The organism is Streptomyces sp. NPDC048560 (assembly GCF_040650955.1).
In the GTDB taxonomy this organism is placed as follows: Bacteria; Actinomycetota; Actinomycetes; order Streptomycetales; family Streptomycetaceae; genus Streptomyces.
Genome location: NZ_JBEZIJ010000006.1, coordinates 170,533 through 196,557, shown reverse-complemented (window position 1 = coordinate 196,557; position 26,025 = coordinate 170,533). Strand labels below are relative to the sequence as shown.

25 protein-coding genes are annotated in these 26,025 nt (G+C 71.2%); 15 read left to right on the top strand and 10 right to left on the bottom strand.

The features are described from left to right. Positions 1-73: 73 nt before the first annotated feature. Entirely contained in the window at positions 74-886 is an 813-nt protein-coding gene (locus tag AB0C82_RS18090; RefSeq protein WP_362842569.1) for a class I SAM-dependent methyltransferase, read from the bottom strand. Positions 887-1,254: 368 nt separating this feature from the next. On the opposite strand from AB0C82_RS18090, the gene rpsA reads away from it, so the two are divergent. Further along, positions 1,255-2,769 (top strand): 30S ribosomal protein S1, encoded by a 1,515-nt coding sequence (gene rpsA, locus AB0C82_RS18085; protein WP_362842566.1) that lies wholly within the window; start codon positions 1,255-1,257, stop codon positions 2,767-2,769. A 103-nt stretch (positions 2,770-2,872) separates the two neighbouring features. Here rpsA and AB0C82_RS18080 read toward each other — a convergent pair whose 3' ends face one another. Then, a complete protein-coding gene (locus tag AB0C82_RS18080; protein WP_362842563.1) occupies positions 2,873-3,832 on the bottom strand; it encodes a right-handed parallel beta-helix repeat-containing protein in 960 nt (319 codons plus the stop codon). Positions 3,833-4,158: 326 nt separating this feature from the next. On the opposite strand from AB0C82_RS18080, the gene AB0C82_RS18075 reads away from it, so the two are divergent. The 3 genes from AB0C82_RS18075 (at position 4,159) to AB0C82_RS18065 (ending at position 6,249) form a co-directional block, all read left to right on the top strand. Beyond that, positions 4,159-5,097, top strand: a complete 939-nt coding sequence (locus AB0C82_RS18075; RefSeq protein WP_362842561.1) for a PAC2 family protein — start codon at positions 4,159-4,161, stop codon at positions 5,095-5,097. A 93-nt stretch (positions 5,098-5,190) separates the two neighbouring features. Continuing rightward, the gene (gene coaE / locus AB0C82_RS18070; RefSeq protein ID WP_362842559.1) at positions 5,191-5,793 is read left to right on the top strand and encodes a dephospho-CoA kinase; all 603 of its coding nucleotides are present in this window, start codon (positions 5,191-5,193) and stop codon (positions 5,791-5,793) included. Positions 5,794-5,880: 87 nt separating this feature from the next. After that, positions 5,881-6,249, top strand: a complete 369-nt coding sequence (locus AB0C82_RS18065) for a tetratricopeptide repeat protein (RefSeq protein ID WP_362842556.1) — start codon at positions 5,881-5,883, stop codon at positions 6,247-6,249. Positions 6,250-6,309: 60 nt separating this feature from the next. Here the strand turns inward: AB0C82_RS18065 and AB0C82_RS18060 are convergent, their stop codons facing one another. Further along, positions 6,310-6,594 carry a DUF6343 family protein gene (locus AB0C82_RS18060; RefSeq protein ID WP_362842553.1) on the bottom strand — a complete coding sequence of 95 codons (285 nt, stop codon included), beginning with the start codon at positions 6,592-6,594 and terminating at the stop codon, positions 6,310-6,312. Between the two features lie 148 nt (positions 6,595-6,742). Here AB0C82_RS18060 and AB0C82_RS18055 point away from each other — a divergent pair, with 148 nt between their 5' ends. Together AB0C82_RS18055 and AB0C82_RS18050 are read left to right on the top strand one after the other, a co-directional pair. Further along, on the top strand, positions 6,743-7,441 hold the full coding sequence (locus AB0C82_RS18055; protein WP_362842550.1) for a class I SAM-dependent methyltransferase: 699 nt from the start codon (positions 6,743-6,745) through the stop codon (positions 7,439-7,441). A 133-nt stretch (positions 7,442-7,574) separates the two neighbouring features. Further along, complete coding sequence (locus AB0C82_RS18050) at positions 7,575-8,033, top strand: DoxX family protein (protein WP_362842548.1); 459 nt, start codon at positions 7,575-7,577, stop codon at positions 8,031-8,033. A gap of 97 nt (positions 8,034-8,130) precedes the next feature. Here AB0C82_RS18050 and AB0C82_RS18045 read toward each other — a convergent pair whose 3' ends face one another. Next, a complete protein-coding gene (locus AB0C82_RS18045) occupies positions 8,131-8,484 on the bottom strand; it encodes a hypothetical protein (RefSeq protein ID WP_362842546.1) in 354 nt (117 codons plus the stop codon). Between the two features lie 205 nt (positions 8,485-8,689). Here AB0C82_RS18045 and AB0C82_RS18040 point away from each other — a divergent pair, with 205 nt between their 5' ends. The 3 genes from AB0C82_RS18040 (at position 8,690) to AB0C82_RS18030 (ending at position 13,998) form a co-directional block, all read left to right on the top strand. Beyond that, the gene (locus tag AB0C82_RS18040) at positions 8,690-9,574 is read left to right on the top strand and encodes a slipin family protein (protein WP_362842543.1); all 885 of its coding nucleotides are present in this window, start codon (positions 8,690-8,692) and stop codon (positions 9,572-9,574) included. 186 nt (positions 9,575-9,760) lie between these two features. Then, positions 9,761-12,661: a DEAD/DEAH box helicase gene (locus AB0C82_RS18035; protein ID WP_362842540.1), complete on the top strand. Its 2,901-nt coding sequence runs from the start codon at positions 9,761-9,763 to the stop codon at positions 12,659-12,661. Beyond that, positions 12,658-13,998 carry an SWIM zinc finger family protein gene (locus AB0C82_RS18030; protein ID WP_362842538.1) on the top strand — a complete coding sequence of 447 codons (1,341 nt, stop codon included), beginning with the start codon at positions 12,658-12,660 and terminating at the stop codon, positions 13,996-13,998. The genes AB0C82_RS18035 and AB0C82_RS18030 overlap by 4 nt, the downstream gene beginning before the upstream one ends. A gap of 6 nt (positions 13,999-14,004) precedes the next feature. Here AB0C82_RS18030 and AB0C82_RS18025 read toward each other — a convergent pair whose 3' ends face one another. Beyond that, positions 14,005-15,216, bottom strand: coding sequence for a pyridoxal phosphate-dependent aminotransferase (locus AB0C82_RS18025; RefSeq protein ID WP_362842535.1), 1,212 nt, complete (start codon positions 15,214-15,216; stop codon positions 14,005-14,007). 85 nt (positions 15,217-15,301) lie between these two features. On the opposite strand from AB0C82_RS18025, the gene AB0C82_RS18020 reads away from it, so the two are divergent. The 3 genes from AB0C82_RS18020 (at position 15,302) to AB0C82_RS18010 (ending at position 17,197) form a co-directional block, all read left to right on the top strand. Next, positions 15,302-15,970, top strand: a complete 669-nt coding sequence (locus tag AB0C82_RS18020; protein ID WP_362842532.1) for a helix-turn-helix domain-containing protein — start codon at positions 15,302-15,304, stop codon at positions 15,968-15,970. Positions 15,971-16,051: 81 nt separating this feature from the next. Continuing rightward, entirely contained in the window at positions 16,052-16,513 is a 462-nt protein-coding gene (locus AB0C82_RS18015; protein ID WP_362842530.1) for a cupin domain-containing protein, read from the top strand. 39 nt (positions 16,514-16,552) lie between these two features. Then, positions 16,553-17,197 carry a uridine kinase gene (locus tag AB0C82_RS18010; protein WP_362842528.1) on the top strand — a complete coding sequence of 215 codons (645 nt, stop codon included), beginning with the start codon at positions 16,553-16,555 and terminating at the stop codon, positions 17,195-17,197. Positions 17,198-17,278: 81 nt separating this feature from the next. Here the strand turns inward: AB0C82_RS18010 and AB0C82_RS18005 are convergent, their stop codons facing one another. Both AB0C82_RS18005 and AB0C82_RS18000 read right to left on the bottom strand, forming a co-directional pair. Beyond that, entirely contained in the window at positions 17,279-18,220 is a 942-nt protein-coding gene (locus tag AB0C82_RS18005; RefSeq protein ID WP_362842526.1) for a PfkB family carbohydrate kinase, read from the bottom strand. Then, positions 18,217-19,170 carry a pseudouridine-5'-phosphate glycosidase gene (locus AB0C82_RS18000; protein ID WP_362842524.1) on the bottom strand — a complete coding sequence of 318 codons (954 nt, stop codon included), beginning with the start codon at positions 19,168-19,170 and terminating at the stop codon, positions 18,217-18,219. The genes AB0C82_RS18005 and AB0C82_RS18000 overlap by 4 nt, the downstream gene beginning before the upstream one ends. Before the next feature lie 103 nt (positions 19,171-19,273). On the opposite strand from AB0C82_RS18000, the gene AB0C82_RS17995 reads away from it, so the two are divergent. Then, on the top strand, positions 19,274-19,636 hold the full coding sequence (locus tag AB0C82_RS17995; protein ID WP_362842521.1) for a cupin domain-containing protein: 363 nt from the start codon (positions 19,274-19,276) through the stop codon (positions 19,634-19,636). Positions 19,637-19,648: 12 nt separating this feature from the next. Here AB0C82_RS17995 and AB0C82_RS17990 read toward each other — a convergent pair whose 3' ends face one another. From AB0C82_RS17990 to AB0C82_RS17980, 3 genes are all read right to left on the bottom strand, one after another. After that, positions 19,649-20,980, bottom strand: a complete 1,332-nt coding sequence (locus AB0C82_RS17990; RefSeq protein ID WP_362842518.1) for an MFS transporter — start codon at positions 20,978-20,980, stop codon at positions 19,649-19,651. Between the two features lie 152 nt (positions 20,981-21,132). After that, entirely contained in the window at positions 21,133-21,681 is a 549-nt protein-coding gene (locus AB0C82_RS17985; RefSeq protein ID WP_362842515.1) for a methylated-DNA--[protein]-cysteine S-methyltransferase, read from the bottom strand. A 69-nt stretch (positions 21,682-21,750) separates the two neighbouring features. Next, positions 21,751-22,671, bottom strand: coding sequence for a glycerophosphodiester phosphodiesterase family protein (locus AB0C82_RS17980; RefSeq protein WP_362842512.1), 921 nt, complete (start codon positions 22,669-22,671; stop codon positions 21,751-21,753). Between the two features lie 215 nt (positions 22,672-22,886). On the opposite strand from AB0C82_RS17980, the gene AB0C82_RS17975 reads away from it, so the two are divergent. Both AB0C82_RS17975 and uvrB read left to right on the top strand, forming a co-directional pair. Further along, positions 22,887-23,762 (top strand): MHYT domain-containing protein, encoded by an 876-nt coding sequence (locus AB0C82_RS17975; protein ID WP_362842509.1) that lies wholly within the window; start codon positions 22,887-22,889, stop codon positions 23,760-23,762. A gap of 39 nt (positions 23,763-23,801) precedes the next feature. Then, positions 23,802-25,904: an excinuclease ABC subunit UvrB gene (uvrB, locus tag AB0C82_RS17970; protein WP_362842505.1), complete on the top strand. Its 2,103-nt coding sequence runs from the start codon at positions 23,802-23,804 to the stop codon at positions 25,902-25,904. Positions 25,905-26,025: the final 121 nt, after the last annotated feature.

Genomic DNA, 26,025 nt, shown 5'->3' with positions numbered 1-26,025 from the left:
GCCCCCAGTCTCGTACGCCGCGCCTGCGGCCCGTACGCCCGGGAGGCACCGGCCGCCCCACGCGGCGGAGGCGTCAGTCCCGTTCGCAGACGAAGATCGCCGTCCCGGGGATGAGATTGCCGCGCAGCGGGGACCAGCCGCCCCACTCCTGGCTGTTCCACGCGGGCCACTCGGGCTCGACGAGATCGACCAGCCTGAAGCCTCCCGCCACCACGTCCCGGACCCGGTCCCCGAGCGTCCTGTGGTGCTCGACGTACACGGCGTTGCCCTCCTCGTCCTGTTCCACGTAGGGGACACGGTCGAAGTACGAGGCGGCGACCGACAGCCCCTCGGGGCCGGGCTCGTCGGGGAAGGCCCAGCGGATGGGGTGGGTCACCGAGAACACCCACCGGCCACCTGGCCGCAGCACCCTGTGCACCTCCCGGAACACCTGCACCGGATCGGCGACGAACGGCACCGCGCCGTACGCCGAGCACGCGAGGTCGAAGGACGCGTCCCGGAACGGCAGCTTCCCCGCGTCCGCCTCGACGAGGGGGAGGCCCTCGCCGATGCGCAGCGCGTGCTGGAGCTGGCGGTGGGAGAGGTCCAGGGCCACCGGGCGCGCGCCCTGCGCGGCCAGCCAGCGGGAGCACTGGGCGGCGCCGGCGCCGATCTCCAGGACGTCCAGGCCCTTCAGTGACCCGGCGGGGCCCAGCAGCGCCGCGTCGGCCTCGTCGAGTCCTTCCGGTCCCCAGACGAAGCGGTCGTCCCCCAGGAAGGCCCCGTGGTCGCTCTGGTACTCGTCCGCGTTCCGGTCCCACCAGCCGCGACTTGCCCGGCTGCTTTCCGATTCTCCGGCGTTCCGGCGGGTCGCTTCCGGTTCTGCCCCGTGGATCTCTTGGCTCATCGTGCCCGTCGTTGTAGTTTGCCTTCACCCGCCACGCGCGGGGGCGGTGCGTGCGACACATCGCCGTGGCCGATGTGGCCTCGCTGAACATGAGTTGTGCCGGAAATGGGCCGTTGTGCCCCGGGTGTGCGCCTTCGCGCATTGACCCTGTCCGGCTGCCCCCGTATGCTACAAGTTGCGCTGCGAGCCTGCGCGCCTCAGACCTAGCAGGCCGCGCTCGCGTCTGTTGTATGTCCCCTCGGTTGTCGAGGCGGCGCCCGCACAACGGGTTGGTCGCTTTCCAGGCTGTCCGGCTTCTGCAGAGGCGATACGGGCTTTCGGCGTAGCAGTACCTACGACTCACTGTCCGTACCGGAGCCCTTTCCCACATGACGAGCAGCACCGAGACCACCGCCACCACTCCGCAGGTTGCGGTCAACGACATCGGCGACGCGGACGCGTTCCTCGCGGCGATCGACGAGACGATCAAGTACTTCAACGACGGCGACATCGTTGACGGCGTCATCGTCAAGGTTGACCGGGACGAGGTTCTCCTCGACATCGGTTACAAGACCGAAGGCGTCATTCCGAGCCGCGAGCTCTCGATCAAGCACGACGTCGACCCGAACGAGGTCGTCAAGGTCGGCGACGAGATCGAGGCCCTGGTTCTCCAGAAGGAGGACAAGGAAGGCCGCCTGATCCTCTCGAAGAAGCGCGCTCAGTACGAGCGTGCCTGGGGCACCATCGAGAAGATCAAGGAAGAAGACGGGATCGTCACCGGTACCGTCATCGAGGTCGTCAAGGGTGGTCTCATCCTCGACATCGGCCTCCGTGGCTTCCTGCCGGCCTCCCTCGTCGAGATGCGTCGTGTCCGCGACCTCCAGCCCTACGTGGGCAAGGAGCTCGAGGCCAAGATCATCGAGCTGGACAAGAACCGCAACAACGTGGTCCTGTCCCGCCGCGCCTGGCTCGAGCAGACCCAGTCCGAGGTTCGCCAGACGTTCCTCACGACCCTGCAGAAGGGTCAGGTCCGCTCCGGCGTCGTCTCCTCGATCGTCAACTTCGGTGCCTTCGTGGACCTGGGTGGCGTCGACGGTCTCGTGCACGTCTCCGAGCTGTCCTGGAAGCACATCGACCACCCGTCCGAGGTTGTCGAGGTCGGCCAGGAAGTCACCGTCGAGGTCCTCGACGTGGACATGGACCGCGAGCGCGTGTCCCTGTCGCTCAAGGCGACGCAGGAAGACCCGTGGCAGCAGTTCGCCCGGACGCACCAGATCGGTCAGGTCGTCCCGGGTAAGGTCACGAAGCTCGTTCCGTTCGGTGCGTTCGTGCGCGTCGACGAGGGCATCGAGGGTCTGGTCCACATCTCCGAGCTGGCCGAGCGCCACGTGGAGATCCCGGAGCAGGTCGTCCAGGTCAACGACGAGATCTTCGTCAAGGTCATCGACATCGACCTCGAGCGTCGTCGCATCAGCCTCTCGCTGAAGCAGGCCAACGAGTCCTTCGGTGGCGACCCGGCCTCGGTCGAGTTCGACCCGACGCTGTACGGCATGGCCGCGTCGTACGACGACCAGGGCAACTACATCTACCCCGAGGGCTTCGACCCCGAGACCAACGACTGGCTCGAGGGCTTCGAGGCTCAGCGCGAGGTGTGGGAGACCCAGTACGCCGAGGCGCAGCAGCGCTTCGAGCAGCACCAGGCCCAGGTCATCAAGTCCCGCGAGGCCGACGAGGCCGCTGCTGCCGAGGGCGCTGCCGCCCCGGCCGGCAGCGCTCCGGCTGCCTCGGGCGGCACCGGTGGCGGCGGCTCGTACTCCTCGGAGTCCGATGACAACTCCGGCGCCCTGGCGTCGGACGAGGCACTGGCCGCGCTGCGCGAGAAGCTGGCGGGCGGCCAGAGCTGACGCTCTGACCCCGGTCGCTCATCGGCAGTAGCTGTAGAGCACTGAGTGAGGCCCGCTCCCTTCGGGGGGCGGGCCTCACTCATGTCTCCGGGCCTGCCAGGGATTACGGCGTGACGGTGATGTTCGTCAGCCCCTTGCCGCCGGTCACGGTGTTGCTGCCGTACACGGTGGTGCGGCAGCTCTCCGAGCTGTTGGTGACGTTGATGGCGAGCTGCTTGCCGCCGGTGGCGCCGGTGAGGTCGGAGACGTTGCCGCGGAAGACGGTGCCGCAGCCCCAGCCGCTCTGCTGGGTGTGTGTCTCGTAGCCGTTGTTGGTGGTGCGGGAGCCCTTGTTGCCCTCGACGAGGACGTCGTTGCCCTTCACGTCGACCCAGGAGTCGTCGAAGTTGGCTCCGGTCAGGCCGCTGCCGTCGAAGGTGTTTCCGATGATCCGGGCGCCGGTCGTGCCTTCCTTGATGTCGATGTTCTCGCCGCCCACCCCGGGGCCGATCACGTTGTTCAGGATCTGCGCCCGGTCGCTGCGGTCGGTGAGATCGCCGGCCGTGCCGACGTACACGCCCTCGCCCATGCCGCGGCCGTCGTGTCCGGTGTCGTAGACGCGGGAGTTCCTGAGAATCCCGTTCCGGCTGGACTTGCGGAAGTGGACGCCCTCCATGTCGAGGTCGTGCACGGTCACCGAGTCGATGACGACACTGTTCGCGGCGTCGGCCATGACGCCCTTCTGTCCGCCGGTGACGGTGACCCCGTGAACGGTCCAGAAGGACGCGCCGTTCAGGTGCAGCCCGTAGCCGCCGCCCGCCGTGAGCACGGCCCGGCTGGAGCCGGTGAGGGTGATCCGGGCGGTGGCCGTGCCCGGGGTGGTCGCCTTGAAGTTGCCGGTGTACGTGCCGTCGGCGAGCCGGATCGTGTCGCCCGGGGCGGCGGCGGCCAGTGCCGACTTGAGCTGGGCCGTCGTGCTCACGTCGATGACGGCGGCCTGCGCGGGGCCGGCGGAGGCCAGGGCGAGGCCGCCGGTCGCCAGAGACGTGGCGAGCAGTGCGATGAGTGAGGTGCGGGTTCGCATGTGGGGGTGCCTTCCCGTCGGAGAGCTGCGTCGTTCTCCTACATGAACATCGAGTGTGTGACTGAACGTGTTGCCCAGTGACGGTAGGGAGCGAGTGTGAGCATGTCAAGGTCTGGACCAATGCGTTTCTTGGGGGTGTGGTGGGCGGAGGGAGCCGCATGGGGCGGCGGGAAGCTGACGGGCCGTGATGTCGCCGCTCCGGGAAGCTGATTGCCGCGCTGCGTGGCCCTGTTCCGGGCTGACCGGCTGTGAAACGGGTACAGGCCTGGGAATGCCCGTGCCCCCGGAGGCGTTCTTCCGGAGGAATACGAGGAGGAGCGGTAACCGTGCCTGATCCGCAGAGTTTGTATGAATGGGAGCCGAAGGGCCTGGCCGTCGTCGACATGGCGCTCGCCCAGGAGTCGGCCGGCCTGGTCATGCTCTACCACTTCGACGGATACATCGACGCGGGTGAGACCGGCGAGCAGATTGTCGACGGCCTGCTCGAAACGCTGCCCCACCAGGTCGTGGCCCGCTTCGACCACGACCGGCTCGTCGACTACCGTGCCCGGCGCCCGCTGCTGACCTTCAAGCGCGACCGCTGGGAGTCCTTCGAGGCCCCGACCCTGGACGTCCGCGTCGTCCAGGACGCCACCGGAGCGCCCTTCCTCCTGCTGTCCGGACCCGAACCGGACACGGAGTGGGAGCGCTTCGCGGTCGCCGTTGAGCAGATCGTCGAGCGGCTCGGGGTGCGCCTCGCGGTCAACTTCCACGGCATCCCCATGGGCGTCCCGCACACCCGCCCGGTCGGCATCACCCCGCACGGCAACCGCACCGACCTGATGCCAGGCCACCGCAGCCCGTTCGACGAGGCGCAGGTGCCCGGCTCGGCGGAGGCTCTCGTCGAGTACCGCCTGATGGAGTCGGGGCACGACGTGCTGGGCGTCGCCGCCCACGTACCGCACTACGTGGCCCGTTCCGCCTACCCCGACGCCGCGCTCACCGCGCTGGAGGCGATCACCGGCGCGACCGGCCTGGTCCTGCCGAGCGTCGCGCACACGCTGCGTACGGAGGCACATCGCACACAGACCGAGATCGACCGGCAGATCGGGCAGGGCGACGAGGAACTCGTGACCCTCGTCGAGGGCCTTGAGCACCAGTACGACGCGGTCGCGGGCGCGGAGACCCGGGGGAATCTCGTGGCGGAGCCCGTCGATCTGCCCTCCGCGGAGGAGATCGGTCTCGAATTCGAGCGGTTCCTCGCGGAGCGCGAGGGCGACGTCTGACCGGGCCCCGACGGCCCGGCGGGCGCCGCGACCGTGCCTGCCGGACCTCGTGAGCCTGGCATGACCCGAACGAAAGGGCCTAGGCTGCCGTTCATGCTGAAAGTGGGCCTGACCGGCGGTATCGGAGCCGGCAAGAGCGAGGTGTCAAGGCTGCTCGTCGGCCTCGGCGCCGTGCTGATCGATGCCGACAGGATCGCACGCGAGGTCGTCGAGCCCGGGACTCCCGGGCTCGCGGCCGTCGTGGACGCCTTCGGGGCCGGGATCCTGGGCGCCGACGGCACCCTGGACCGGCCCGCACTCGGTGCGATCGTCTTCGCCGATCCCGGCCGGCTCGCCGCGCTCAACGCGATCGTCCACCCGCTGGTCGGCGCACGCTCCGCGGAGCTGGAGCGTGCCGCGGGCCCCGGCTCCGTCGTCGTCCACGACGTCCCGCTCCTCACCGAGAACGGCCTCGCGCCCCTCTACGACCTGGTCGTCGTCGTGGACGCCGGTCCGGAGACCCAGCTCGACCGGCTCGTACGGCTGCGCGGGATGACGGAGTCCGATGCGCGCGCGCGGATGGCGGCCCAGGCCACGCGTGAGCAGCGAAGGGCCGTCGCCGACCTGATCATCGACAACGACGGGCCGCTGGAGGCGCTGGAACCGCAGGTCCGCAAGGTCTGGTCCGAGCTGGTGGAGCGAGCGGCGGCCGGCTGATCCGCACCCGGCCGCGGGCCCGCCCGTACGGAATACCGTTTCCGGGCCGGACGTTGGAACCGGGCGAGTGAGGGGAAGGATGCCACCGTGCCCGAGAGGAACCCGGAAACCCATGTCATCGACTTCCGTGCTGCCGAGCATCTGCTGGCGGCACGCGATCCGCGGGGTGCCGTCAAGCTGCTCGACTCGGTGATAGCCGCCCATCCGGAGAACACGGCGGCGCGTCTGCTGCGGGCTCGCGCCTTCTTCGCCGCGGCGCAACTGCGCCCGGCCGAGCTGGAATTCGAGCTCGTGCTGGAGCGCGAGCCGGACAACGCCTTCGCGCACTTCGCGCTGGCCCGCACGTTCCAGCGGGCGGGGCGTCCTGAGCAGGCCACCCGTCACTTCCGGCTCGCCGCGGCGCTCGACCCGAATCCGGAGTACCTGAAGGCCGCCCGCTTCGACGATCGGGCCTGATCCCGTCCCTTCCCCGGTCCCGCCGAGGCCCGGGTCCGCGGCGCCGTTGCGCGTCGGGACTCAGCGGCGCGGTCTGCCGCCTCCGCCGTGATCCGGTTCGTAGGGCGGGATGTCGGGTCCGGGCTGGTAGTGCGGCCCCTGCCGGATGCGGTGGACGACTACGCATACATCCGTGAGGGTCAGCGCCACCAGGATGCCGCAGGCCACCGCCCATCCGACCCGGTCGGTCAGGGTGAACGCCACCAGGCCGAAAGTCGTCCACACCAGGCCGAACAGGGCCAGGGCCAGCCGCATCCGCAGCGGGCTGCGGGCGGTCGCGGGTTCGCTGCCGGTACGCATACGCATCGCCTCCCCTCCAGCATGGACCTCCCGCCCTTCGCGGAAAAGTGCGGCGACGCGGTGTGACCATCCGGGCCCGGCGCGTGCCGTCGGCCCCCTGTCCCCTGCCCCTGCCGCCCGGGAACGGGCGCCGTCCACGGCACGTTCGACCGGCATGAGCGGACAGCGGATACGTGAGGGGCACTCAGGGACGGGGCCCGGCGTCATCACCCCGGACGGCTGCGCGGTGCAGCTCTACTCCCGGCTGTCGGTCGGCGACGAACCTGATGTGATCGAGGCGGCCGTGCCCGCTGGGGCGAGCATCCTTGAACTGGGCTGCGGGGCGGGCCGGGTGACTCACGCGCTCGCCGCGCGCGGCTTCCGGGTGACAGCCGTCGACGAGTCACCGCAGATGCTGGAGTGCGTACAGGGCGTGCGCACCGTGCGCAGCCCTGCCGAGTCGCTCGATCTCGGCGGGGAGACCTTCGACGTGGTGATGCTCGCGTCGTTCCTGGTGCACACGAGCGACCACCGGGTCCGCGAGGGACTCCTGCGGACCTGCCGTAGGCACGTCAAGGACGGCGGGGTCGTCCTCGTCCAGCGGGAGGGTGCCGACTACGGCACGAACCTGCCTCGTGAGCGTGTGGACGTCGACGCGGGCTGCACCATACGGATCGTCTCGGCCGAACCGGTGGGGGACGGGGTGCGCTCGGTGCGCGCCGAGTACCACTTCGATGACGCGCTGTGGACACAGACGTTCCTCTCCCGTGAGCTCTCCGTCGAAGAGTTCGAGAACCATCTCGACGCGGCCGGTCTGATGGTGGACAGGTATCTCACCGATGACGGCGTATGGGTGCGCGCGCGTCCCAAGTAGCGCCCGAAAGAAGGGAATCGGTGGCCAGGAAGGCGATGAGTTCCGGGCCCCGGCCCGGTCTACCTCCTTGAAACGCCGCGGAAGCGCGGCACCCGGGCCTTCCGCCTCACACACCCCCGAGGAGACCTCTGTCATGTCCGCGACCACGCGTTCCACCGCTCCCGCCCAGACCGCCGCTCCCGCCCGGACCGCAGCCCCCGCCCGGCCGAAGCGCGGCCGCGGCGCCCTCGCGCTGTCCGGGGCCCGGTGGCTCCTCGCCTTCTTCTTCGCCTTCAGCGCGTCCGCCAAGCTCATGGCGCACGAGTCGGCGGTGGAGTCCTTCGGCCGGATGGGCTGGGGCGACGGCGCGATGTACACGATCGGCGGCCTGGAACTGGCGGGGGCCGTCGCCCTTCTGGTCCCGCTGCTCTCAGGAGTGGCCGCGATCGCGCTGGCGGCGCTGTCGGCGGGCGCCTCGATCGTGCAACTGACGCTCCTGGACCCGCCGCTCGCGGTCATGCCCGCCCTGCTCGTCTTCGTGTTCGCGCTGATCGCCCGCGACCGGCACGACCGGACGACCGGACTGCTCGCGCTTCTGAACAGGCGTGCGTGAGCGCTCCGCTTCGCGCCCCGGCCTCGGCGACCCGCGGCCGTTCCGGCCGGCGGTCATCGACGGGGCGGGGCGCCCTCTGTTGCGGTGGTGCGGGCGCTCAGTGGATGACGGTGTAGCTGCGCCAGGGGCCGGTGCGGGGCTCGGTGTTGTCGGTGAGCGTGGTCGCCAGGTACGTGGTGTCGTCACCGGAGCAGTCGCGGGTGCGGTGGAGCACGATGTCGACCAGGGTGCCGTTGTGGACCTCGTGGGCCCCCAGCGGCAGCCGGTGGCAGCCCTTCACGCTCGGACTGTTCACGGAGATCACGGCGTGCCGCGGGGTGGTGTAGATGACAGGCCCGACGGCGGTGCGTCCCAGGCCCGAACAGCCCGCGACGGTCAGGGTCAGGAGCGCTGTTCCGGCTGAGATGCCGAGACGGCGTCGGCGGTGGCGATCGGGCACGGTCACGGCCATGGGCGGGTCCTCGTCTGCTCGTCCGGCACTTCTTTACGTCGCGGAGACATGCTGGCGCTGGCCAGCCTGCCCGCTCCCCACCGGTCCGGCATCCGGTGTGCGGCCGGCCGGGCGACAGCCGCACGAACGGAGGTTCGGGCACTATCCGAATAGGGCATACCGTGGTAATAGGAGCATTTCTCGGGTCGGCTGTCAGGGGGCCGTGATGGTCCAGGAGCTAGTGATCGCAGCGGTGGGAGCAGGGGTGGCAGGCGTGGTCTACCTTGCCTCGGCCGCCCGGATCGTCAAGCAGTACGAGCGCGGGGTCGTGCTGCGCCTCGGCCGGCTCCGCCGGGAGGTGCGCCAGCCGGGCTTCACCATGATCGTTCCGGGGGTCGACCGGCTGCACAAGGTCAACATGCAGATCGTGACGATGCCCGTGCCGGCCCAGGACGGCATCACCAGGGACAACGTCACGGTCAGGGTCGACGCCGTCATCTACTTCAAGGTGGTCGACGCGGCGAGTGCCGTCATCCGGGTGGAGGACTACCGCTTCGCCGTCTCGCAGATGGCGCAGACGTCGCTGCGCTCGATCATCGGCAAGAGCGACCTGGACGACCTGCTGTCCAACCGCGAAAAGCTCAACGAGGGGCTGGAGCTGATGATCGACAGCCCCTCCGTGGGCTGGGGCGTCCAGATCGACCGGGTCGAGATCAAGGACGTGTCCCTGCCGGAGACGATGAAGCGCTCCATGGCCCGGCAGGCCGAGGCCGACCGCGAGCGTCGCGCGCGGGTCATCAACGCCGACGCCGAGCTTCAGGCGTCCAAGAAGCTCGCGGAGGCCGCCAAGGAGATGTCGGAGCAGCCGGCGGCGCTGCAGCTGCGACTGCTGCAGACCGTGGTCGCCGTCGCGGCGGAGAAGAACTCCACCCTCGTGCTGCCGTTCCCCGTGGAGCTCCTGCGGTTCCTGGAACGGGCCGCGCAGCAGCAGGAACCCGCCCCGGAGCGGCTCGGCGAGAAGCCGCAGCCCCCCGTGTGGCCCCAGCAGCCACCGGATGCCGCGGCGCCGGTGCCGACGCCTTCGGACACCGGGCAGCTCACCTCGCACTGATCGGAGCGCACCTGCCTGCTCCGAACCCTGCTCGGCCCGCTCCGGCCTGCGGTGATCCAGGCGTGGGGCCCGCTGTCAGACCGCCCGCCTAGACTCGCCGGTCATAGGGACGCAATCGCGTATCGAGGCGGAAGGGGGGGCGGCATCAGGGTGCGAAACGAACGGGATCGACAGAACCGGTGGGGCGTGCGCGGCGATCGGGACGAACAGGCCGTCGCCGTCGACCGTCTGCTGCGCCGACCCGCCGTGTTCCTTCCCGCGGCCCTGCCCAGGGACGGCCGGATCGCCTTCTGGGACCCGGAGGCGCCCGGTGAACCCGCTTCCGTCGACGGCCTGCCGTGCACCACGGCTGAGCTGACCGTCGTCCGGCGCCACGGCACGGACGGCGTCCGCAGGCATACGGTGCGGGCGGTGCTGCTGTCCGTCGCCGACGCCGTGCCCCTGCTCGTCCGGGCCCGGCACCTCGCCTCAGCCCACCCCGCCACCCGGTGCTGGGGCGCCGCCGCACTGCACGCGCTCAATCTGGTGGCGCGCGGCAGGCTCCTTCCCGGACTGACGGCCGACGACCACGACGCCTGGCGTGCCGGGCCGAGGGACGCGGAGGACGTGGCCCACCTCAGAGCCGTCGCCGCCGCCATGCCGTCCGAGGGCCACGCGGTTCCGCTGCCCGGCCCGACACCGCTCCGGGTCCCCGAGCCGGCCGCCCTCCTGAGCTCCTTCCTCGACGCGGTCGCCGACACCCTGCCCCGCACACCGGCCGCCGCGCACGCGATGGGGGCGCCCTTCGCCGCCCGCGAGGCGCAGCACCTGCCCGGCGCGCGCGCCTGGGCCGTCGAGGTGGCCGCCGGTCTGGACGCGGGGGTCAGGGTCTCGCTGCGCCTGGATCTTTCGGCGTACGAACTGTTCGACACGGCGGACACCTACGGCGCCGGCAGTGACCGGGAGGGGGACGACGGGAGCGACCGCGCGCCCGCCGCCCGCCATGCCGCCGCGGCCGTCACCCAGATCCACAGCCTGGCCGACCCGACGTACGTCATCGACGCGGCGGCCCTGTGGCACGACGGCGGAGGGGACGCGTTCGGCCCCCGGGCCAGGATCGACGCGGTGCTGGCACTGCGCCGGGCCGCTCGCGTGTGGTCGCCGCTGGAGCGGCTCCTCGACCAGCCGGTCCCCGATGTGCTCGCGCTCACCGAGGACGAGCTCTACGAGCTGCTGAGCGACGCGGGGGCGCGGCTCGCGGCTGCGGGCGTCACCGTCCACTGGCCGCGGGAGCTGGCGCGCTCGCTGACCGCCGCGGCCGTCGTCAGGACCGCTCCCGGTTCCGCCACCGACGGCACCTCGTTCTTCGACGCCGAGCAGCTGTTCTCGTTCAACTGGCAGGTGTCACTGGGCGACGAACCCCTCACCGAGGCCGAGATGGACACGCTGGCCGAGGCGCACCGGCCCGTGGTGCGACTGCGTGACCAATGGGTCGTGGTCGACCCCGCGCTCGTACGCAAGGCACGCAAACGGGAGCTGGGCCTGCTGGACCCGGTGGACGCCCTGGCCGTCGCCCTCACCGGCAGCGCGGAGGTCGACGGGGAGCAGGTCGAGGCCGTGCCGGTCGGCGCCCTCGCCGCGCTCCGCGCCCGTATCGTCTCCGACGACGCCACCGTCCCGCCGCCGCCCGGGCTCGACGCGACGCTGCGCGACTACCAGCTGCGCGGGCTCGCCTGGCTCGACCGGATGACCTCCCTCGGCCTGGGCGGCTGCCTCGCAGACGACATGGGACTGGGCAAGACGATCACCGTCATCGCCCTCCATCTGCACCGCGCCCATCCGGCGCCCACGCTGGTCATCTGTCCGGCCTCCCTCCTGGGCAACTGGCACCGGGAGATCAACCGCTTCGCGCCGGGGGTCCCCGTCCGCCGCTTCCACGGCACCGACCGGTCCCTCGCGGAGCCCGACGGCGGTTTCGTCCTCACGACGTACGGCACCATGCGCTCCAGCGCCGTCGAACTCGCCGAACAGACCTGGGGCCTCGTGGTCGCCGACGAGGCCCAGCACGTGAAGAACCCGCACTCCTCGACCGCCAAGGCGCTGCGCACCATCCCGGCCCCCGCCCGCGTCGCGCTCACCGGCACCCCCGTGGAGAACAACCTCTCGGAGCTCTGGGCCCTGCTCGACTGGACGACCCCCGGACTGCTCGGCCCGCTCAAGGCGTTCCGCGCCCGGCACGCGCGGATCGTCGAGAACACCGGGACGGCGGCCGGACTGGGCAACGAGGAAGCGGTCGAGCGGCTCTCCCGGCTGGTCCGCCCCTTCCTCCTGCGGCGCAAGAAGTCCGACCCCGGCATCGCCCCCGAACTGCCGCCCAAGACGGAGACCGACCACGCCGTCTTCCTCACCCGGGAACAGGTCACGCTCTACGAGGCCGCGGTCCGCGAGACGATGGCCCACATCGAGGCGTCGGAGGGCATCGCCCGCCGCGGACTGATCATGAAGCTGCTGTCCTCGCTCAAGCAGATCTGCAACCACCCCGCGCAGTACCTCAAGGAGGAGCCGACCAGGCTCACCGGCCGCTCGGGCAAACTCGCCCTGCTCGACGAACTCCTCGACACGATCCTGTCCGAGGACGGCTCGGTCCTGATCTTCACCCAGTACGTGACGATGGCCCGGCTCCTCTCCGCGCACCTCGCCGCCCGGGCCATCCCCTCACAGCTGCTGCACGGGGGCACGCCGGTGCCCGAGCGGGAGCGCATGGTGGACCGCTTCCAGTCGGCCGAGGTCCCCGTCTTCCTGCTCTCCCTCAAGGCCGCCGGCACCGGACTGAACCTCACCCGGGCCGCCCACGTCATCCACTACGACCGCTGGTGGAACCCGGCGGTCGAGGAACAGGCGACCGACCGTGCCTACCGCATCGGCCAGACCCAGCCGGTGCAGGTGCACCGGCTGATCGCCGAGGGCACGGTCGAGGACCGGATCGGTGAGCTGCTGGAGTCCAAGCGGGCCCTGGCGGACGCCGTCCTCGGGACCGGGGAGACGGCGCTCACCGAGCTCAGCGACCGCGACCTGGCCGATCTCGTCTCCCTCAGGAGGCCGGCATGAGCCCCCGCCCGGCCTCCCGCCCCGGCCGCTCGCCCGAGGTCCGCTCCGCGGCGGCGTCCCGGACCTCGGCGGCTCCCCGCTCCCGTCCGGGCCCCGACGACCTGCGGCGTACCTTCGAAGCGGTTCCGGCCCGCACCCGCGAGGACGAGGGGCCGTTCGCGGACAGCTGGTGGGGCCGCGCCTGGGTGGACGCCCTGGAGTCCCTCTCCATGGACGAGGGGCGGCTCGCCCGGGGCCGTACGTACGCGGACAGCGGTCACGTCGCCGCGATCACCGTGACGCCCGGCCGGGTCATCGCGTACGTGCACGGCAGCCGCCCCCGCCCCTACCGTGCTGAACTGCGCCTGCGCACCTTCTCGGACACGGATTGGGACACCTTCCTCGACGCCGTCGCCGCCCGGCCGGGACACCTCTCCGCGCTGCTCGACAAGGAGATGCCGCACTCCCTGGTCGAGACGGCGGGGGAGACCGGCATCCGGCTGCTGCCGACCGCGGGCGACCTCGACCCGGACTGCTCCTGTCCCGATCACGGCTGGCCCTGCAAGCACGTGGCGGCGCTCTGCTTCCAGACGGCCCGGCTGCTGGACACCGACCCGTTCGTCCTCCTGCTGATGCGCGGCAGAGGAGAGCGGGAACTGCTGGACGAGCTGGGCCGCCGCAACGCGGAGCACTCCGCCCGGGAACGCCCCGCCGCATCCGCGACCCCCTCGGTCCAGGCCCGGGATGCCGTGGCCGAGCGTTTCCTGCCCCCGCTGCCCGCGCCCCTCCCGGTCCCGACGCACCCCGGCCAGCCCCCCTCGTACCCCGACCTGCCCGGGGCGCGCGACCCGCTCTCGCTCGACCACCTCGCCACCGACGCGGCGGCCCGCGCCCACGCGCTGCTCACCACGGGCGCCGACCCGCTGGCCGGTCTCACCACCTGGCAGGACGCGGTCCGGCTCGCCGCCGCCCGCCCCACCGCCGGACTGACCGCGACCACCCGGGCCCTCTACCGCGAGCTGGCCTACGCGACGGGCCGCTCCACCACCGACCTGGCACGTGCCGTGGCCGCCTGGCGGCAGGGCGGCGCCGAGGGCCTGGCCGTCCTGGAGACTCCCTGGGACCCGCCGGCCGGCCCCTTCGACCGGGCCCGCCCCGCTCTCGCGGCGGCCGACTTCCCGCGCTTCCAGCCCTGGCGCAACCACCTCACCCACCCGCAGGGCACCCTCCAGCTGCGCTTCGGCCGCGACGGCCGCTGGTACGGCTACGAATCGGACGCCGGCGAGGACGACTGGTGGCCGCGCGCCGTCCCGGACAACGACCCGGTGGGCGCGCTCACCGCACTGCTCGGCGGCTGACCGCCCCTACTGGCGGTAGCCGCTCAGGAAGCGGCCGATCCGGCTGATCGCCGCGTCGAGGTCGTCGACGTGAGGGAGCGTCAGGATGCGGAAGTGGTCCGGGCGCGACCAGTTGAAGCCGGTGCCCTGCACCACCTGGATCTTCTCCCGCAGCAGCAGATCGAGGACGAACTTCTCGTCGTCGACGATGTTGTGCACCTTGGGGTCGATGCGGGGGAACGCGTAGAGCGCGCCCTTCGGCTTGACGCACGACACCCCGGGGATCTCGTTCAGCTTCTCCCATGCCCGGTTGCGCTGCTCGTACAGCCGCCCTCCCGGTACGACGAGCTCCCTGATCGACTGCCGGCCCCCGAGGGCGGCCTGGATGGCGTACTGCGCGGGCGCGTTGGGGCACAGCCGCATCGAAGCGAGCGTGGTCAGCCCCTCCAGGTAGTTGCGGGCGTGCTGCTGCGGACCGGACACCACCATCCAGCCCGAGCGGAAGCCGGCTACGCGGTACGTCTTCGAGAGTCCGCTGAACGTGAGGCAGACCAGGTCCGGGGCGAGGACCGCGACGCTGTGGTGCTCGGCGTCGTCGTAGAGGATCTGGTCGTAGATCTCGTCCGCGAACACCATCAGTCCGTGCCTGCGGGCCAGGTCGAGGATCCCTTCCAGGATCTCGCGCGGATAGACCGCGCCGGTCGGGTTGTTGGGATTGATGATCACCACGGCCCTGGTGCGGTCCGTGATCTTCGCCGCCATGTCGGCGAGGTCCGGGTTCCAGTCCGCGCCCTCGTCGCAGGTGTAGTGCACCGCCCTGCCGCCCGCGAGTGTGGTCACCGCCGTCCACAGCGGATAGTCGGGGCTGGGGATCAGGACCTCGTCCCCGTCCTCCAGCAGGGCCTGCACCGCCATGGAGATGAGCTCGGACACACCGTTGCCGAGGAAGATGTCGTCGACGCCGACCTCGGTCAGCCCCATCGCCTGGTAGCGCTGGGCCACGGCGCGCCGCGCCGACAGGATGCCCCGGGAGTCGGTGTAGCCGTGCGCCTGCGGGAGCATCCGGATCATGTCCTGGACGATCTCCTCGGGCGCCTCGAAGCCGAAGAGCGCCGGATTGCCCGTGTTCAGCCGGAGCACGCTGTGCCCCGCCTCCTCAAGGGCGTTGGCGTGCTCGATGACCGGGCCCCGGATCTCGTAACAGACCTCGTTGAGCTTGCTGGACTGCCGGAACTCCATGCGGTGCCTCCCCGACGCGATTGCGATACTTGGTTTTACCAAGTTCGAGCTTGGAAAGTCCAACAACATGTCTAGACTGCGTCTCATGCCACGTCAGCAACAGCAGGCGGCACGACCGGTCCGCCGCCGGAGTTACGACCAGTTCTGCGCCAACGCCCGTGCTCTCGACTCCGTCGGGGACCGGTGGACGCTGCTGATCGTCCGTGAACTCCTGGGAGGGCCGCGCCGGTACACGGATCTGCACGCCGATCTGCCCGGCGTCAGCACCGATGTCCTCGCCTCCCGGCTCAAGGACATGGAACACAACGGGCTGGCCGTGCGCCGCCGGCTGCCGCCGCCGGCGCCCGCTTCGGTGTACGAGCTGACCGAGCGCGGCCATGGCCTGCTGCCGGTGCTGGCGGCCCTCGCGGCGTGGGGGACGCACGCCCTGGACGAGCGCCGCCCGACCGACGCGGTGCGTGCCCACTGGTTCGCCCTCCCGCTGTTGCGCGCCCTGGACGGCCTGACCCACGAGGGCGTGGTGGAAGTGGCCCTAAACGAGGGGGACTTCCATGTGCGAGCCGGTGGGGGAGGAGCGGCTGCGGAGGTGTACGGCTTCGGTCCCGCGGAGCGTCCCGAGGTCCGTATCGCGCTCGACGCCGCGCTGTGCCTGGAGCTGGGGCGCGGCGATGTGACCCTCGCCGAGGCGGTCGGGGACGGACGGATCACCGTGTCCGGAGACGGCCCGCTCGCCGCCGAGATCCGGGGTGAATGAACGCGCACCGAAGCTTTCCCGCCACTCAACTCCCGCGTAGCGTAGCCATTTCGGCCACAACTGGAGAATGAGGCGTCACACATGCGGCAGCGTTCAGGCGTACGCAAGGCTCTGCTCGTCGGTGGATGCGTGGTTGCGCTCGGCTTCGTGCCGACGGCCGCGACCGCGACACCGGGCAGCGGGGTGAGTGGCACCGTCGTCGCCAAGGGCACCTCGGTGGGCAAGCTGAAGATCGCGAGCCCGAAGGGGCGGGCGGACGTGACCTTCCGGACGATCACGATCGAGCCGGGCGGCTCGACGGGCTGGCACACCCATGCCGGTCAGCTGATCGCCGTGGTGAAGTCGGGGACGCTGACCCGGACGCTCAGCGACTGTTCGGTGGAGGTCACGCCCGCGGGCACGTCCTTCGTCGAGCCGTCCGGATCCGGACACCGGCACATCGGGCGTAACGCCGGCAGCGAGCCGGTAGTGCTGTGGGTGACCTATCTGCTCCCCGAGGGCCGCGCGCTCTCCGACGACGCCGAGGCCGTGGACTGTGGATGAGATACGCCGGCCGCGCGGCGCCCGGGCGATGATGGAGGGGTGCGACTCGAACCGATCACCTGGGACCGGCTGGCCGAGGCCCTCGCCGTCCACGCCGACACGCTGAAGCCCTCCGACGGCGGCCCCTGGTTGAAGCTCGCCGTCGACGGCGCGCCTGCCGCACGCACGGGCGAGCTCGCCGAACGGACCGCCGAGGCGCTGCGGGGGCGTGGCCGTTCGGTGCTGACCATCCCCACCAGCGGCTTCCTGCGTCCGGCCAGTCTGCGGTACGAGTACGGCAAGGAGGACCCCGACTCCTTCCTCGACGGATGGTTCGACACCGGAGCACTGTGGCGCGAGGTGTTCGGGCCGTTGGAGGCGGGCGGCAGCGGAAGGGTGCTGCCCGACTTCTGGGATCCGGTGAAGGACCGGGCCACGAGGAGCACGTACCAGCTCCTGCCGGAGGGCGGGGTGGTCGTCGTGGACGGTCCGTTCCTGCTCGGGCACTGGTTCCCGTTCGACCTGAGCGTCCATGTGCGGCTCTCACCCGGTGCGCTGCGCCGTCGCACCGAGGAGGGTGAACGGTGGACCCTGCCCGCGTTCGCCCGGTACGAGGACGAGGTCGCGCCCGCCGATCGCGCGGACGCGGTGGTACGGGCCGACGACCCGCTCCACCCCGCCTGGTCCGGGCTGGACAGCCCTTAGCCAGAACCTCTCGTCCGGACCATGCCCGGCTCGCGGGATTCCTGATCCGGCCTGGTCCTGACTATGAGCCCCAGTCTTCCCTCAGGCGCTCGCTCGCGGCGGGCGGCCGTCCTGCGCGGGGCGCCCGCCGACCGTGGTGACGGCCTCGGCCCCCGCCCGGCAGCCCGCCGCGGCGGCTTCCACGGCGTCCGCTCCGGCGAGGCGCGCCGCGAGGAAGCCGCCGGTGAAGGCGTCCCCCGCGCCCGTCGAGTCGACCGGCTCCCGGACCGCCACGGGCGCGACGCGCGCGGTCACCGCTCCCGCGGCGGCCAGCAGGGCGCCCCGCTCGCCGAGGGTGACCGCGACGAGCGGCACGTGGCGGCTCAGCTTCGCCGCCGCGTCGGCGGGATCAGGCAGCCCGGTCAGCAGGCAGGCCTCGTCGGCGTTCGGCAGCAGCAGGTCCGCCCCCTCGACGATGTCCAGGAACCGGTCTACGCCGAGCCCGGCGAGGAACCCGGCGGACGCCGGATCCACGCTCACAGGGATGCCCCGCCGCCGCGCCTCACCCAGGGCCAGCAGGGCGGTGGCCCGGCTCGTCGGGGCGAAGAGGAGATAGCCGGAGAGGTGGAGGTGGCCGGCGCCGTCGAGCAGTGCCGGCGACCAGTCGGCGGGGGCGAGGCGCAGCACCGAGCCGCTGTCGGTGAGGAAGGTGCGCTCCGCGCTGCCGTCGACGAGCGCGACCACGGTGGCGGTCGCCACCTCCTCGTCCACCGCCAGTTCGGCCCGTACACCGGCGCGCAGCAGGATCTCCCGGTGCCAGGCCGCGGAGTCGGCGCCGGCCCGAGCCAGCAGACGGACCTCGCGGCACCCCGAACGCACGGCCCAGCAGGCGACGTTGGCCCCGGCCCCGCCGGGGAGCGTACGGATGCGCGCCGCCGTGTCGGTGCCGCGGACCGGCGGCGCACCGTGCCGCACCACCACATCCGTCACCACGTCCCCGACGACGAGCAGCCCGCACCCGCTCCGCGGACCGGTGCTGTTCACCGCGCCGCCGCTGCGGCGATTCGGGCGGCCAGCGTCACGTTCCCGCGTACCGCGGCCAGGTTGGCCTCCAGGGAGGCTCCCTCGGTGTGCCGCGTCAGATGGCCGAGCAGGAACGGCGTGACGGCCTGTCCCGTGATGCCGTGCTCCCGGCACGCGGCGAGAGCGTCGGCCAGCACCCGGTCGTGGAGGCCGGGATCCAACTGGTCTTCCTCCGGTACGGGGTTGGCGACGATCAGCGCCGCCTGCGGCCCGCCGAGCGCCTCCCGGGCCCGCATCACCTCGGCCACCTCCTCAGGGGTGCGCACCGTCCAGTCGACCGGCTCGCCCGAACTGCTGAGGTAGAAGCCGGGAAAGTGCGAGGTGCCGAAACCGAGCACGCCCACCCCGAGCGTCTCCAGGCGCTGGAGCGTGGCCGGAACGTCCAGGATCGACTTCACCCCGGCGCACACCACGGTGATGGCCGTGCGGGCGAGCAGCCGCAGATCCGCCGACTCGTCCTGGGTCTCGGTCCACTCCCGGTGTACGCCGCCGAGCCCCCCGGTCGCGAACACCCGCAGTCCGGCCCGGGCCGCCAGGAACGCCGTGGCGGACACCGTCGTCGCTCCGCTCGCGCCCGCCGCCAGCGCGGGCGCGAGGTCCCGGTGGCCGAGCTTCCGCATCGCCGGGTCGCCGGCGACCCGTTCCAACTGCGTCTTGTCCAGGCCGACACGGGCCCGGCCGTCCAGTACGGCGATCGTGGCGGGGACGGCGTCGGCCGACCGTACGAGCTCCTCCAGTTCCAGGGCGACCTGGAGGTTGCGGGGACGCGGCAGACCGTGCGCGATGATCGTCGATTCCAGGGCGACGACGGGGCGCCGGGCGGAGAGAGCGTCGCGGACCTCGACGGAGAGCGCCGGTTCGTACCGTCGGGCGCCGTCCTCGGGTGTGTGCTCCGGTGCGTTGTATGACATGCCCCCATCCCTGTCGCGCGCGGGGCGGCCGCAAACCACGGGAGGAGCGCACGCCTGCCCCTGCGGGCGGGTGGCCGCTGACCCCTCGCTAGGGTGACCGGCCATGACGACACTTGATCAAGGGCCCGCCTCCTTCGCCGTGCACATCCCGGACGCGGAACTCGAACCCGACCCGCTCGACCCGGCCCAGGTGGTCTCGGGGAACCCCGAGGTGAGCGGCAAGGTGCTCTGGGAGTCCGCCGACGGGAAGCAGGTCCGCGGAATCTGGCAGATCACGCCGGGCGTGGTCACCGACACCGAGGCCGACGAACTGTTCGTGGTGGTGAGCGGACGGGCGACGGTCGTGGTCGAGGGCGGCGAGACGCTGGAGATCGGACCCGGGGACGCCTGCGTGCTGCGGGAGGGCGACCGTACGACGTGGACCGTCCACGAGACCCTGCGCAAGGCCTACCACATCAGCCTCTGAGGGCTGAGGAGCTCAGGGCTTGTCGGTGACCGCGGCAGCGACTGTCGCGTCGGCGCGCGCGTCCGGGACCGCGCCGGGCGCGGCGGCCGGCCGGGTCAGCGCCCGCCGCAGGGCAAGCGCGGCCATCGGCAGCAGCAGACAGGCGCCGACCACGTTGAGCCAGCTGTAACTCCACTGGGAGACGATCACCCCGGCGACCGCGCCGCCGATGCCCGCCGCCGTGTTCATGGTCAGGTCCGACAGACCCTGCACGGCGGCCCGGGCGGCCTGCGGCACGGAGTCGGTGAGCAGCGCCGAACCGGCTACCAGCCCGGCCGACCAGCCGAGCCCGAGCACGAACAGTCCGGCCGCGGTCCGGCCGTGGCTGGGACCCGCGGTGCCGGCCAGCAGCGCGGCAAGGGACAGCAGGCCGACAGCCAGTCCGATGACGGAGAGCCGGCCGAACCGGTCGGCCAGCCAGCCCATGACGGGCGAGAACGCGTACATGCCCGCGATGTGTCCGCTGATCACCAGCCCGATCAGCTGGATGCCGGCCCCGTGATGACCGAGGTGGACCGGCGTCATCACCATGATCGAGACCATGGCGGTATGGGACACGGCCACGGTCACCAGTGCGAGCCTGGCCATCGGCGAGGCACGCACCGCGGCGACGCCGGCGCGCAGCGAGCGCTTCGCCGCGCTCTGGGTGCCGGCCGGGGCCAGGGCCCGTGCGGTGAGCAGGGGATCCGGGCGCAGCAGCACCGCTACGACGAGCCCCGTGAGCAGGAAGATGGCGGCCGCCCACACGAACGGGCCCGCCGTCTCGGGGATGGCGGTGTCCCGGAAGGCCCGGCCGGCCGGTGCCGCGATGTTGGGTCCGAGGACCGAGCCGATCGTGGTCGCCCAGATGACGGTGGAGATCGCCCGGCCGCGCCTGTCCGGCTCCGCCAGGTCGGCGGCGGCGAACCGGGCCTGAAGGTTGGCCGACGAGCCGGCGCCGAAGCCCGCCATGCCGATGAGCAGCAGCGGGAAGTTGTCCACGACGGTGGCGAGCACCACGAGACCCGCGCCGACCGCACCGATCAGGTAGGCGAGGACGAGGCCCGGGCGGCGGCCCCGGGAGGTCATCAGTGCGGCCAGCGGCAGCGACAGCAGAGCGGTGCCGGCCACCGAGGCGGTGGGAGCGAGACCGGACAGTGCCTCGGAACCGCTCACCTCCGTCGCCAGGACCGGGGCCAGGGCGATGCCGATGGGCACGCCGAGGCCGCCGAGTATCTGACTGGCGATGAGCACGGCGGACGTCCGGCGCTGCAGGGCAGGCAGATCGGCGACCGTGACAGGAGATGCGGAGAGAGCCTTCGTCACTGGCGCAGTGTGCCAGCTCGTACGCGGGTACGAAAACGAATTGCGCGACCCCGGCCTGAACCCCGCGACCCGGCCTGATCCCGCCTGCTTCCGCTTGATCGAGCACCGTCGAGCACCGTCCAGCCCCGTCGAGCCCGATGCGGGCGAGCCACCTAGAACAACGGCTGCGGCAGGACGCCTTCGAGCGCGAGCAGCTGCCGCTTGGTCTCCAGACCGCCGCCGAAGCCCCCGAGACCGCCGTCGCTCTCCACGACCCGGTGGCACGGCACCACCACCGGCAGCGGATTGGACCCCATGGCGGCCCCCACGGCCTGGGCGGCCCCCGGCTGTCCCACCCGTCGCGCCAGATCCCCGTATCCGACGACGGTCCCGTACGGCACACCGGAGGCGAGCTCCCGCAGCACCTCACGGTTGAATCCGGACGTCAGCGACCAGTCCAGGTCCAGCGTGAAGGCGCGCAGCTCACCCGCGAAGTACGCCGCGAACTGGCGTATCGGCTCGGCCAGCCGCACGGAACCGGGCGGCGCCTCCACGGGTGCCGAGCCGAGCCGGGCCCCCAGCTGACCGAGTGCCTTCTCCCGCACGGCGGGACGGGCATGGAAGATCACGCTCACGAGACCTGTGCCGGTCGCGACAAGCAGCAGTGGACCGATGTCGCTCGCGACAGCGGACCACTGCACGTCCTGCTCGGTGCTCCTCATGCGAACCACCGTACGGCCGGGCACCGACAACGCACGGTCCGTCCGGCGCTCCGCCCGCGGCCCCGTGCGTCAGCGGGTGGCGTCCCGCACCACGTCGGGGTAGTTGGTGATGATGCCGTCGACGCCGTAGCCGGCGACCTTGGCCGCGGTCGCCGCGTCGTTGACCGTCCAGGTGTTCACCTGGAGCGGCTTGCCGTGTGCGCCCTTCAACGCCTGCACGGCGGCCACGTAGCCGAGGCTGAGCGTGCCGTGGGCGGGGTTGATCTGGTCGGTGAACTCGGCGTAGGACGGCAGGTCTCCCACCGCGGGTGTGCCGAGGAATCCGGTGATCACGTCCGGGCTCTGCGCGTGGACCCGCTTCACGCTCTCCGCGCCGAAGCTCTGGATGATCAGCTTGTCCTGGACGTGCCGGTGGTTGAGCCAGCCCTGCTCGCGCAGGACCCGGAGGGTGTCCTTCTCGATGCCCGGATAGGTCTCCGGAGCCTTGATCTCCAGGAGCAGCTTCTGATCGTTGCGCTCGACCCGGCGCACGTACTGTTCGAGCGTCGGGACCCGGGCTCCCGCGTACCGCGCCCCGAACCAGCTGCCCGCGTCGAGCTTCCCGATCTCGGCGGCGGTGAAGTCCTTGACCGCCCAGGGTGCGCGGTCGGGGAAGACCTGCTCGGCGTCGGTGGTCCGCTTGAGGTTCGTGTCGTGCATGACGACCAGAACGCCGTCCCGGGTGCGCTGCACGTCGTTCTCGACCCAGTCGATGCCCAGATCGTCCGCCGCGTCCACGGCGGCCAGGGTGTTCTCCGGGGCGTACGCGGAAGCGCCCCGGTGCGCGAAGACGACCGGGGCGTCGTGCGTTCCGGCTGCTTGCGTCCTGGCTGTCTGCGCCCCGGGTGCCTGCGTCCCGGCGGCCTGCGTCTGGGAAGCGGTCAGCAGCAGAGCACTGCCGCCGAGCAGAGCGGCGGCAGTCGCCGAAGCGGTTACGGTGCGTACGGACACGGGTTCTCCTCGCGGTCAGAGATGCGGGCACAACGAGCGTGGCAGCCGATCACAAACGGAGAACAGGGCGGCGATGGCCACCACGTGAACGGAACCTTCGGTACCGGATCCCGGTCGGGATTCCGTGCCGATACCATGCGATTCCTATGTTTGCCTGCCGGGCCTCGCCCTTTGGGGCACCCCCGATTCCGGGCTTCCGCGAAGGGCTTACCAGCATGCAGGGCACAGTTGACGGATTCAGCTACGGCCTCGTGACCCCGCTCGTCGCCTTCGTCATGGCGTGCCTCGGCGCCGCCCTGGGGCTGCGCTGCACGACCCGGTCGCTGCGTGCCGAGCGTTCCTTCAAAGCCGGCTGGCTGGCGCTGGGGGCGACCTCCATAGGCTCCGGCATCTGGACGATGCACTTCGTCGCGATGATGGGTTTCACCGTCCGGGAGGCGCCGGTCGGCTATGACAAACCCATCACGTTCGCCAGCCTGGCCCTGGCGATCGTGATGGTCGGTATCGGCATCTTCATTGTCGGCTACCGCGGAGCGACCCGCATGGCACTGATCACCGGCGGCGTCATCATGGGCCTCGGTGTCGCGTCGATGCACTACCTCGGAATGGCCGGGATGCGGTTCCAGGGGCAGTTCGAGTACGACACGGTCACCGTGGCGCTCTCGGTCGTCATCGCCGTCGTCGCGGCGACGACGGCGCTCTGGGCGGCCGTGTCCATCCACGGCTTCCTGCCCAGCCTCGGCGCGAGTGTCGTGATGGGCGTCGCGGTGAGCGGTATGCACTACACCGGGATGGCCGCGCTCAGCGTGCATCTCCACCCGGCCGTCAAAACCGCGGCGGCCGCGGGCGGCGACACCCCGGCCTCGCTGCTCGTCCCGATGCTGGTCGGGCCCTGCTGCTTCCTGCTGCTCGCCGGCGTGGTCGTGATGTTCGACCCCCTGGTCGTCATGGGCACCCCGGAGCGGGCCGCGTACGCGCCGGGGCGCGCCGTCCACGGGGCGGGCCGGCAGTCCGTCATTCCCGCCCAGCGCGGCTACGCGCCCCACCGGACACCGGTGGAACGGGGTTCCCGGGTCCCGCGGAACCGGTGATCCCGCCCCGTTGTCAGTGGTGGGTCGTACGGTGGTTCCATGCGGCCCGTTTCGAAGATCGAACGTTCGGTGGCGCCTTTCGAGGTCGTCAGTCCCTACCAGCCCAGCGGCGACCAGCCCGCGGCCATCGCGGAGCTGGAGCGGCGCATCCGTGCAGGTGAGAAGGACGTCGTCCTGCTCGGCGCGACCGGCACCGGCAAGTCGGCGACCACCGCCTGGATGATCGAGAAGCTGCAGCGCCCGACCCTGGTGATGGCACCCAACAAGACGCTCGCGGCCCAGCTCGCCAACGAGTTCCGCGAGCTCCTGCCCAACAACGCCGTCGAGTACTTCGTCTCGTACTACGACTACTACCAGCCCGAGGCGTACGTACCGCAGTCGGACACCTACATCGAGAAGGACTCCTCGATCAACGAGGAGGTCGAGCGGCTGCGCCACTCCGCGACGAATTCGCTGCTCACCCGGCGTGACGTCATTGTGGTGGCGTCCGTCTCCTGCATCTACGGCCTCGGTACGCCCCAGGAGTACGTGGACCGCATGGTCCAGCTCAAGGTCGGCGACGAGATCGACCGCGACCAGTTGCTGCGCCGCTTCGTGGAGATCCAGTACACGCGCAACGACCTGGCGTTCACCCGGGGCACCTTCCGGGTGCGGGGCGACACCATCGAGATCTTCCCGGTGTACGAGGAGCTCGCCGTCCGCATCGAGATGTTCGGTGACGAGATCGAGGCGCTCTCCACCCTCCACCCGCTGACCGGCGAGGTCATCAGCGAGGACCAGTCCCTCCACGTCTTCCCCGCCAGCCACTACGTCGCGGGCGCCGAGCGCATGGAGAAGGCGGTCAGGGGCATCGAGCAGGAGCTCGGACAGCGCCTCGCCGAGCTGGAGAAGCAGGGCAAGATGCTGGAGGCCCAGCGGCTCCGGATGCGCACCACGTACGACATCGAGATGCTCCGCCAGATCGGCACCTGCTCCGGCGTCGAGAACTACTCGATGCACTTCGACGACCGCGCACCGGGCACCGCCCCCAACACCCTCCTCGACTACTTCCCCGAGGACTTCCTCCTGGTCCTGGACGAATCGCACGTCACCGTGCCGCAGATCGGCGCGATGTACGAGGGCGACGCCTCCCGCAAGCGCACTCTCGTGGACCACGGCTTCCGGCTGCCCTCCGCCCTCGACAACCGCCCGCTGAAGTGGGAGGAGTTCCTCGGCCGGATCGACCAGACCGTCTACCTCTCCGCCACCCCGGGGAAGTACGAGCTCTCGCGCGGCGACGGTTTCGTGGAGCAGATCATCCGCCCGACGGGCCTCATCGACCCGGAGATCGTCGTCAAGCCCACCGAGGGCCAGATCGACGACCTGGTGCACGAGATCCGCAAGCGCACCGAGCGGGACGAGCGGGTCCTGGTCACCACCCTCACCAAGAAGATGTCCGAGGACCTCACCGACTACTTCCTGGAACTCGGCATCCAGGTCCGCTATCTGCACAGCGACGTCGACACCCTGCGCCGCATCGAGCTGCTGCGCGAACTGCGCTCCGGTGAGTACGACGTCCTGGTCGGCATCAACCTCCTCCGTGAGGGGCTCGACCTGCCCGAGGTGTCGCTCGTGGCCATCCTCGACGCCGACAAGCAGGGCTTCCTGCGCTCCGGCACCTCGCTCATCCAGACCATCGGCCGCGCGGCGCGCAACGTGTCGGGGCAGGTCCATATGTACGCGGACAAGGTCACCCCGGCCATGGCGCAGGCCATCGACGAGACCAACCGCCGGCGCGAGAAGCAGATCGCCTACAACACCGAGCGCGGCATCGATCCGCAGCCGCTGCGCAAGAAGATCAACGACATCGTCGCGACCATCGCCCGCGAGGAGATCGACACCGAGCAGCTCCTCGGCTCCGGCTACCGCCAGACGAAGGGAGCCAAGGCGCCCGTCCCCACGCTCGGCGGCAAGGCGGCCAAGGGCGGCACGGTCGTCACGGACCGGCCCGCGACGGAACTCGCCGGGATCATCGAGGAGATGACGGACCGTATGCGGGCAGCCGCCGCGGATCTCCAGTTCGAGGTGGCCGCGCGGCTGCGCGACGAGGTGGGCGAACTGAAGAAGGAACTGCGGCAGATGAGGGAGGCGGGGCTCGCCTGACGGCAGAGCACCTGCTGTGTTGCAGGACCGACACAAAAGCCCCCCGGCCCTCCTGCGCTGTCAGTGCGACTGCGTAGGGTGCGGGACAACCGCACACACAGGTGGTTGCGGGAACACTCTG

Coding starts and splice junctions, on each gene's coding strand:
- uvrB (WP_362842505.1), top strand. CDS start 23,802: ATGCGGCCCGTTTCGAAGATCGAACGTTCGGTGGCGCCTTTCGAGGTC.
- AB0C82_RS18000 (WP_362842524.1), bottom strand. CDS start 19,170: ATGTCATACAACGCACCGGAGCACACACCCGAGGACGGCGCCCGACGG.
- AB0C82_RS18015 (WP_362842530.1), top strand. CDS start 16,052: ATGCGGCAGCGTTCAGGCGTACGCAAGGCTCTGCTCGTCGGTGGATGC.
- AB0C82_RS17995 (WP_362842521.1), top strand. CDS start 19,274: ATGACGACACTTGATCAAGGGCCCGCCTCCTTCGCCGTGCACATCCCG.
- AB0C82_RS18030 (WP_362842538.1), top strand. CDS start 12,658: ATGAGCCCCCGCCCGGCCTCCCGCCCCGGCCGCTCGCCCGAGGTCCGC.
- rpsA (WP_362842566.1), top strand. CDS start 1,255: ATGACGAGCAGCACCGAGACCACCGCCACCACTCCGCAGGTTGCGGTC.
- AB0C82_RS17985 (WP_362842515.1), bottom strand. CDS start 21,681: ATGAGGAGCACCGAGCAGGACGTGCAGTGGTCCGCTGTCGCGAGCGAC.
- coaE (WP_362842559.1), top strand. CDS start 5,191: ATGCTGAAAGTGGGCCTGACCGGCGGTATCGGAGCCGGCAAGAGCGAG.
- AB0C82_RS18090 (WP_362842569.1), bottom strand. CDS start 886: ATGAGCCAAGAGATCCACGGGGCAGAACCGGAAGCGACCCGCCGGAAC.
- AB0C82_RS18080 (WP_362842563.1), bottom strand. CDS start 3,832: ATGCGAACCCGCACCTCACTCATCGCACTGCTCGCCACGTCTCTGGCG.
- AB0C82_RS18025 (WP_362842535.1), bottom strand. CDS start 15,216: ATGGAGTTCCGGCAGTCCAGCAAGCTCAACGAGGTCTGTTACGAGATC.
- AB0C82_RS18020 (WP_362842532.1), top strand. CDS start 15,302: ATGCCACGTCAGCAACAGCAGGCGGCACGACCGGTCCGCCGCCGGAGT.
- AB0C82_RS18060 (WP_362842553.1), bottom strand. CDS start 6,594: ATGCGTATGCGTACCGGCAGCGAACCCGCGACCGCCCGCAGCCCGCTG.
- AB0C82_RS18040 (WP_362842543.1), top strand. CDS start 8,690: ATGGTCCAGGAGCTAGTGATCGCAGCGGTGGGAGCAGGGGTGGCAGGC.
- AB0C82_RS18050 (WP_362842548.1), top strand. CDS start 7,575: ATGTCCGCGACCACGCGTTCCACCGCTCCCGCCCAGACCGCCGCTCCC.
- AB0C82_RS18045 (WP_362842546.1), bottom strand. CDS start 8,484: ATGGCCGTGACCGTGCCCGATCGCCACCGCCGACGCCGTCTCGGCATC.
- AB0C82_RS17975 (WP_362842509.1), top strand. CDS start 22,887: ATGCAGGGCACAGTTGACGGATTCAGCTACGGCCTCGTGACCCCGCTC.
- AB0C82_RS18055 (WP_362842550.1), top strand. CDS start 6,743: ATGAGCGGACAGCGGATACGTGAGGGGCACTCAGGGACGGGGCCCGGC.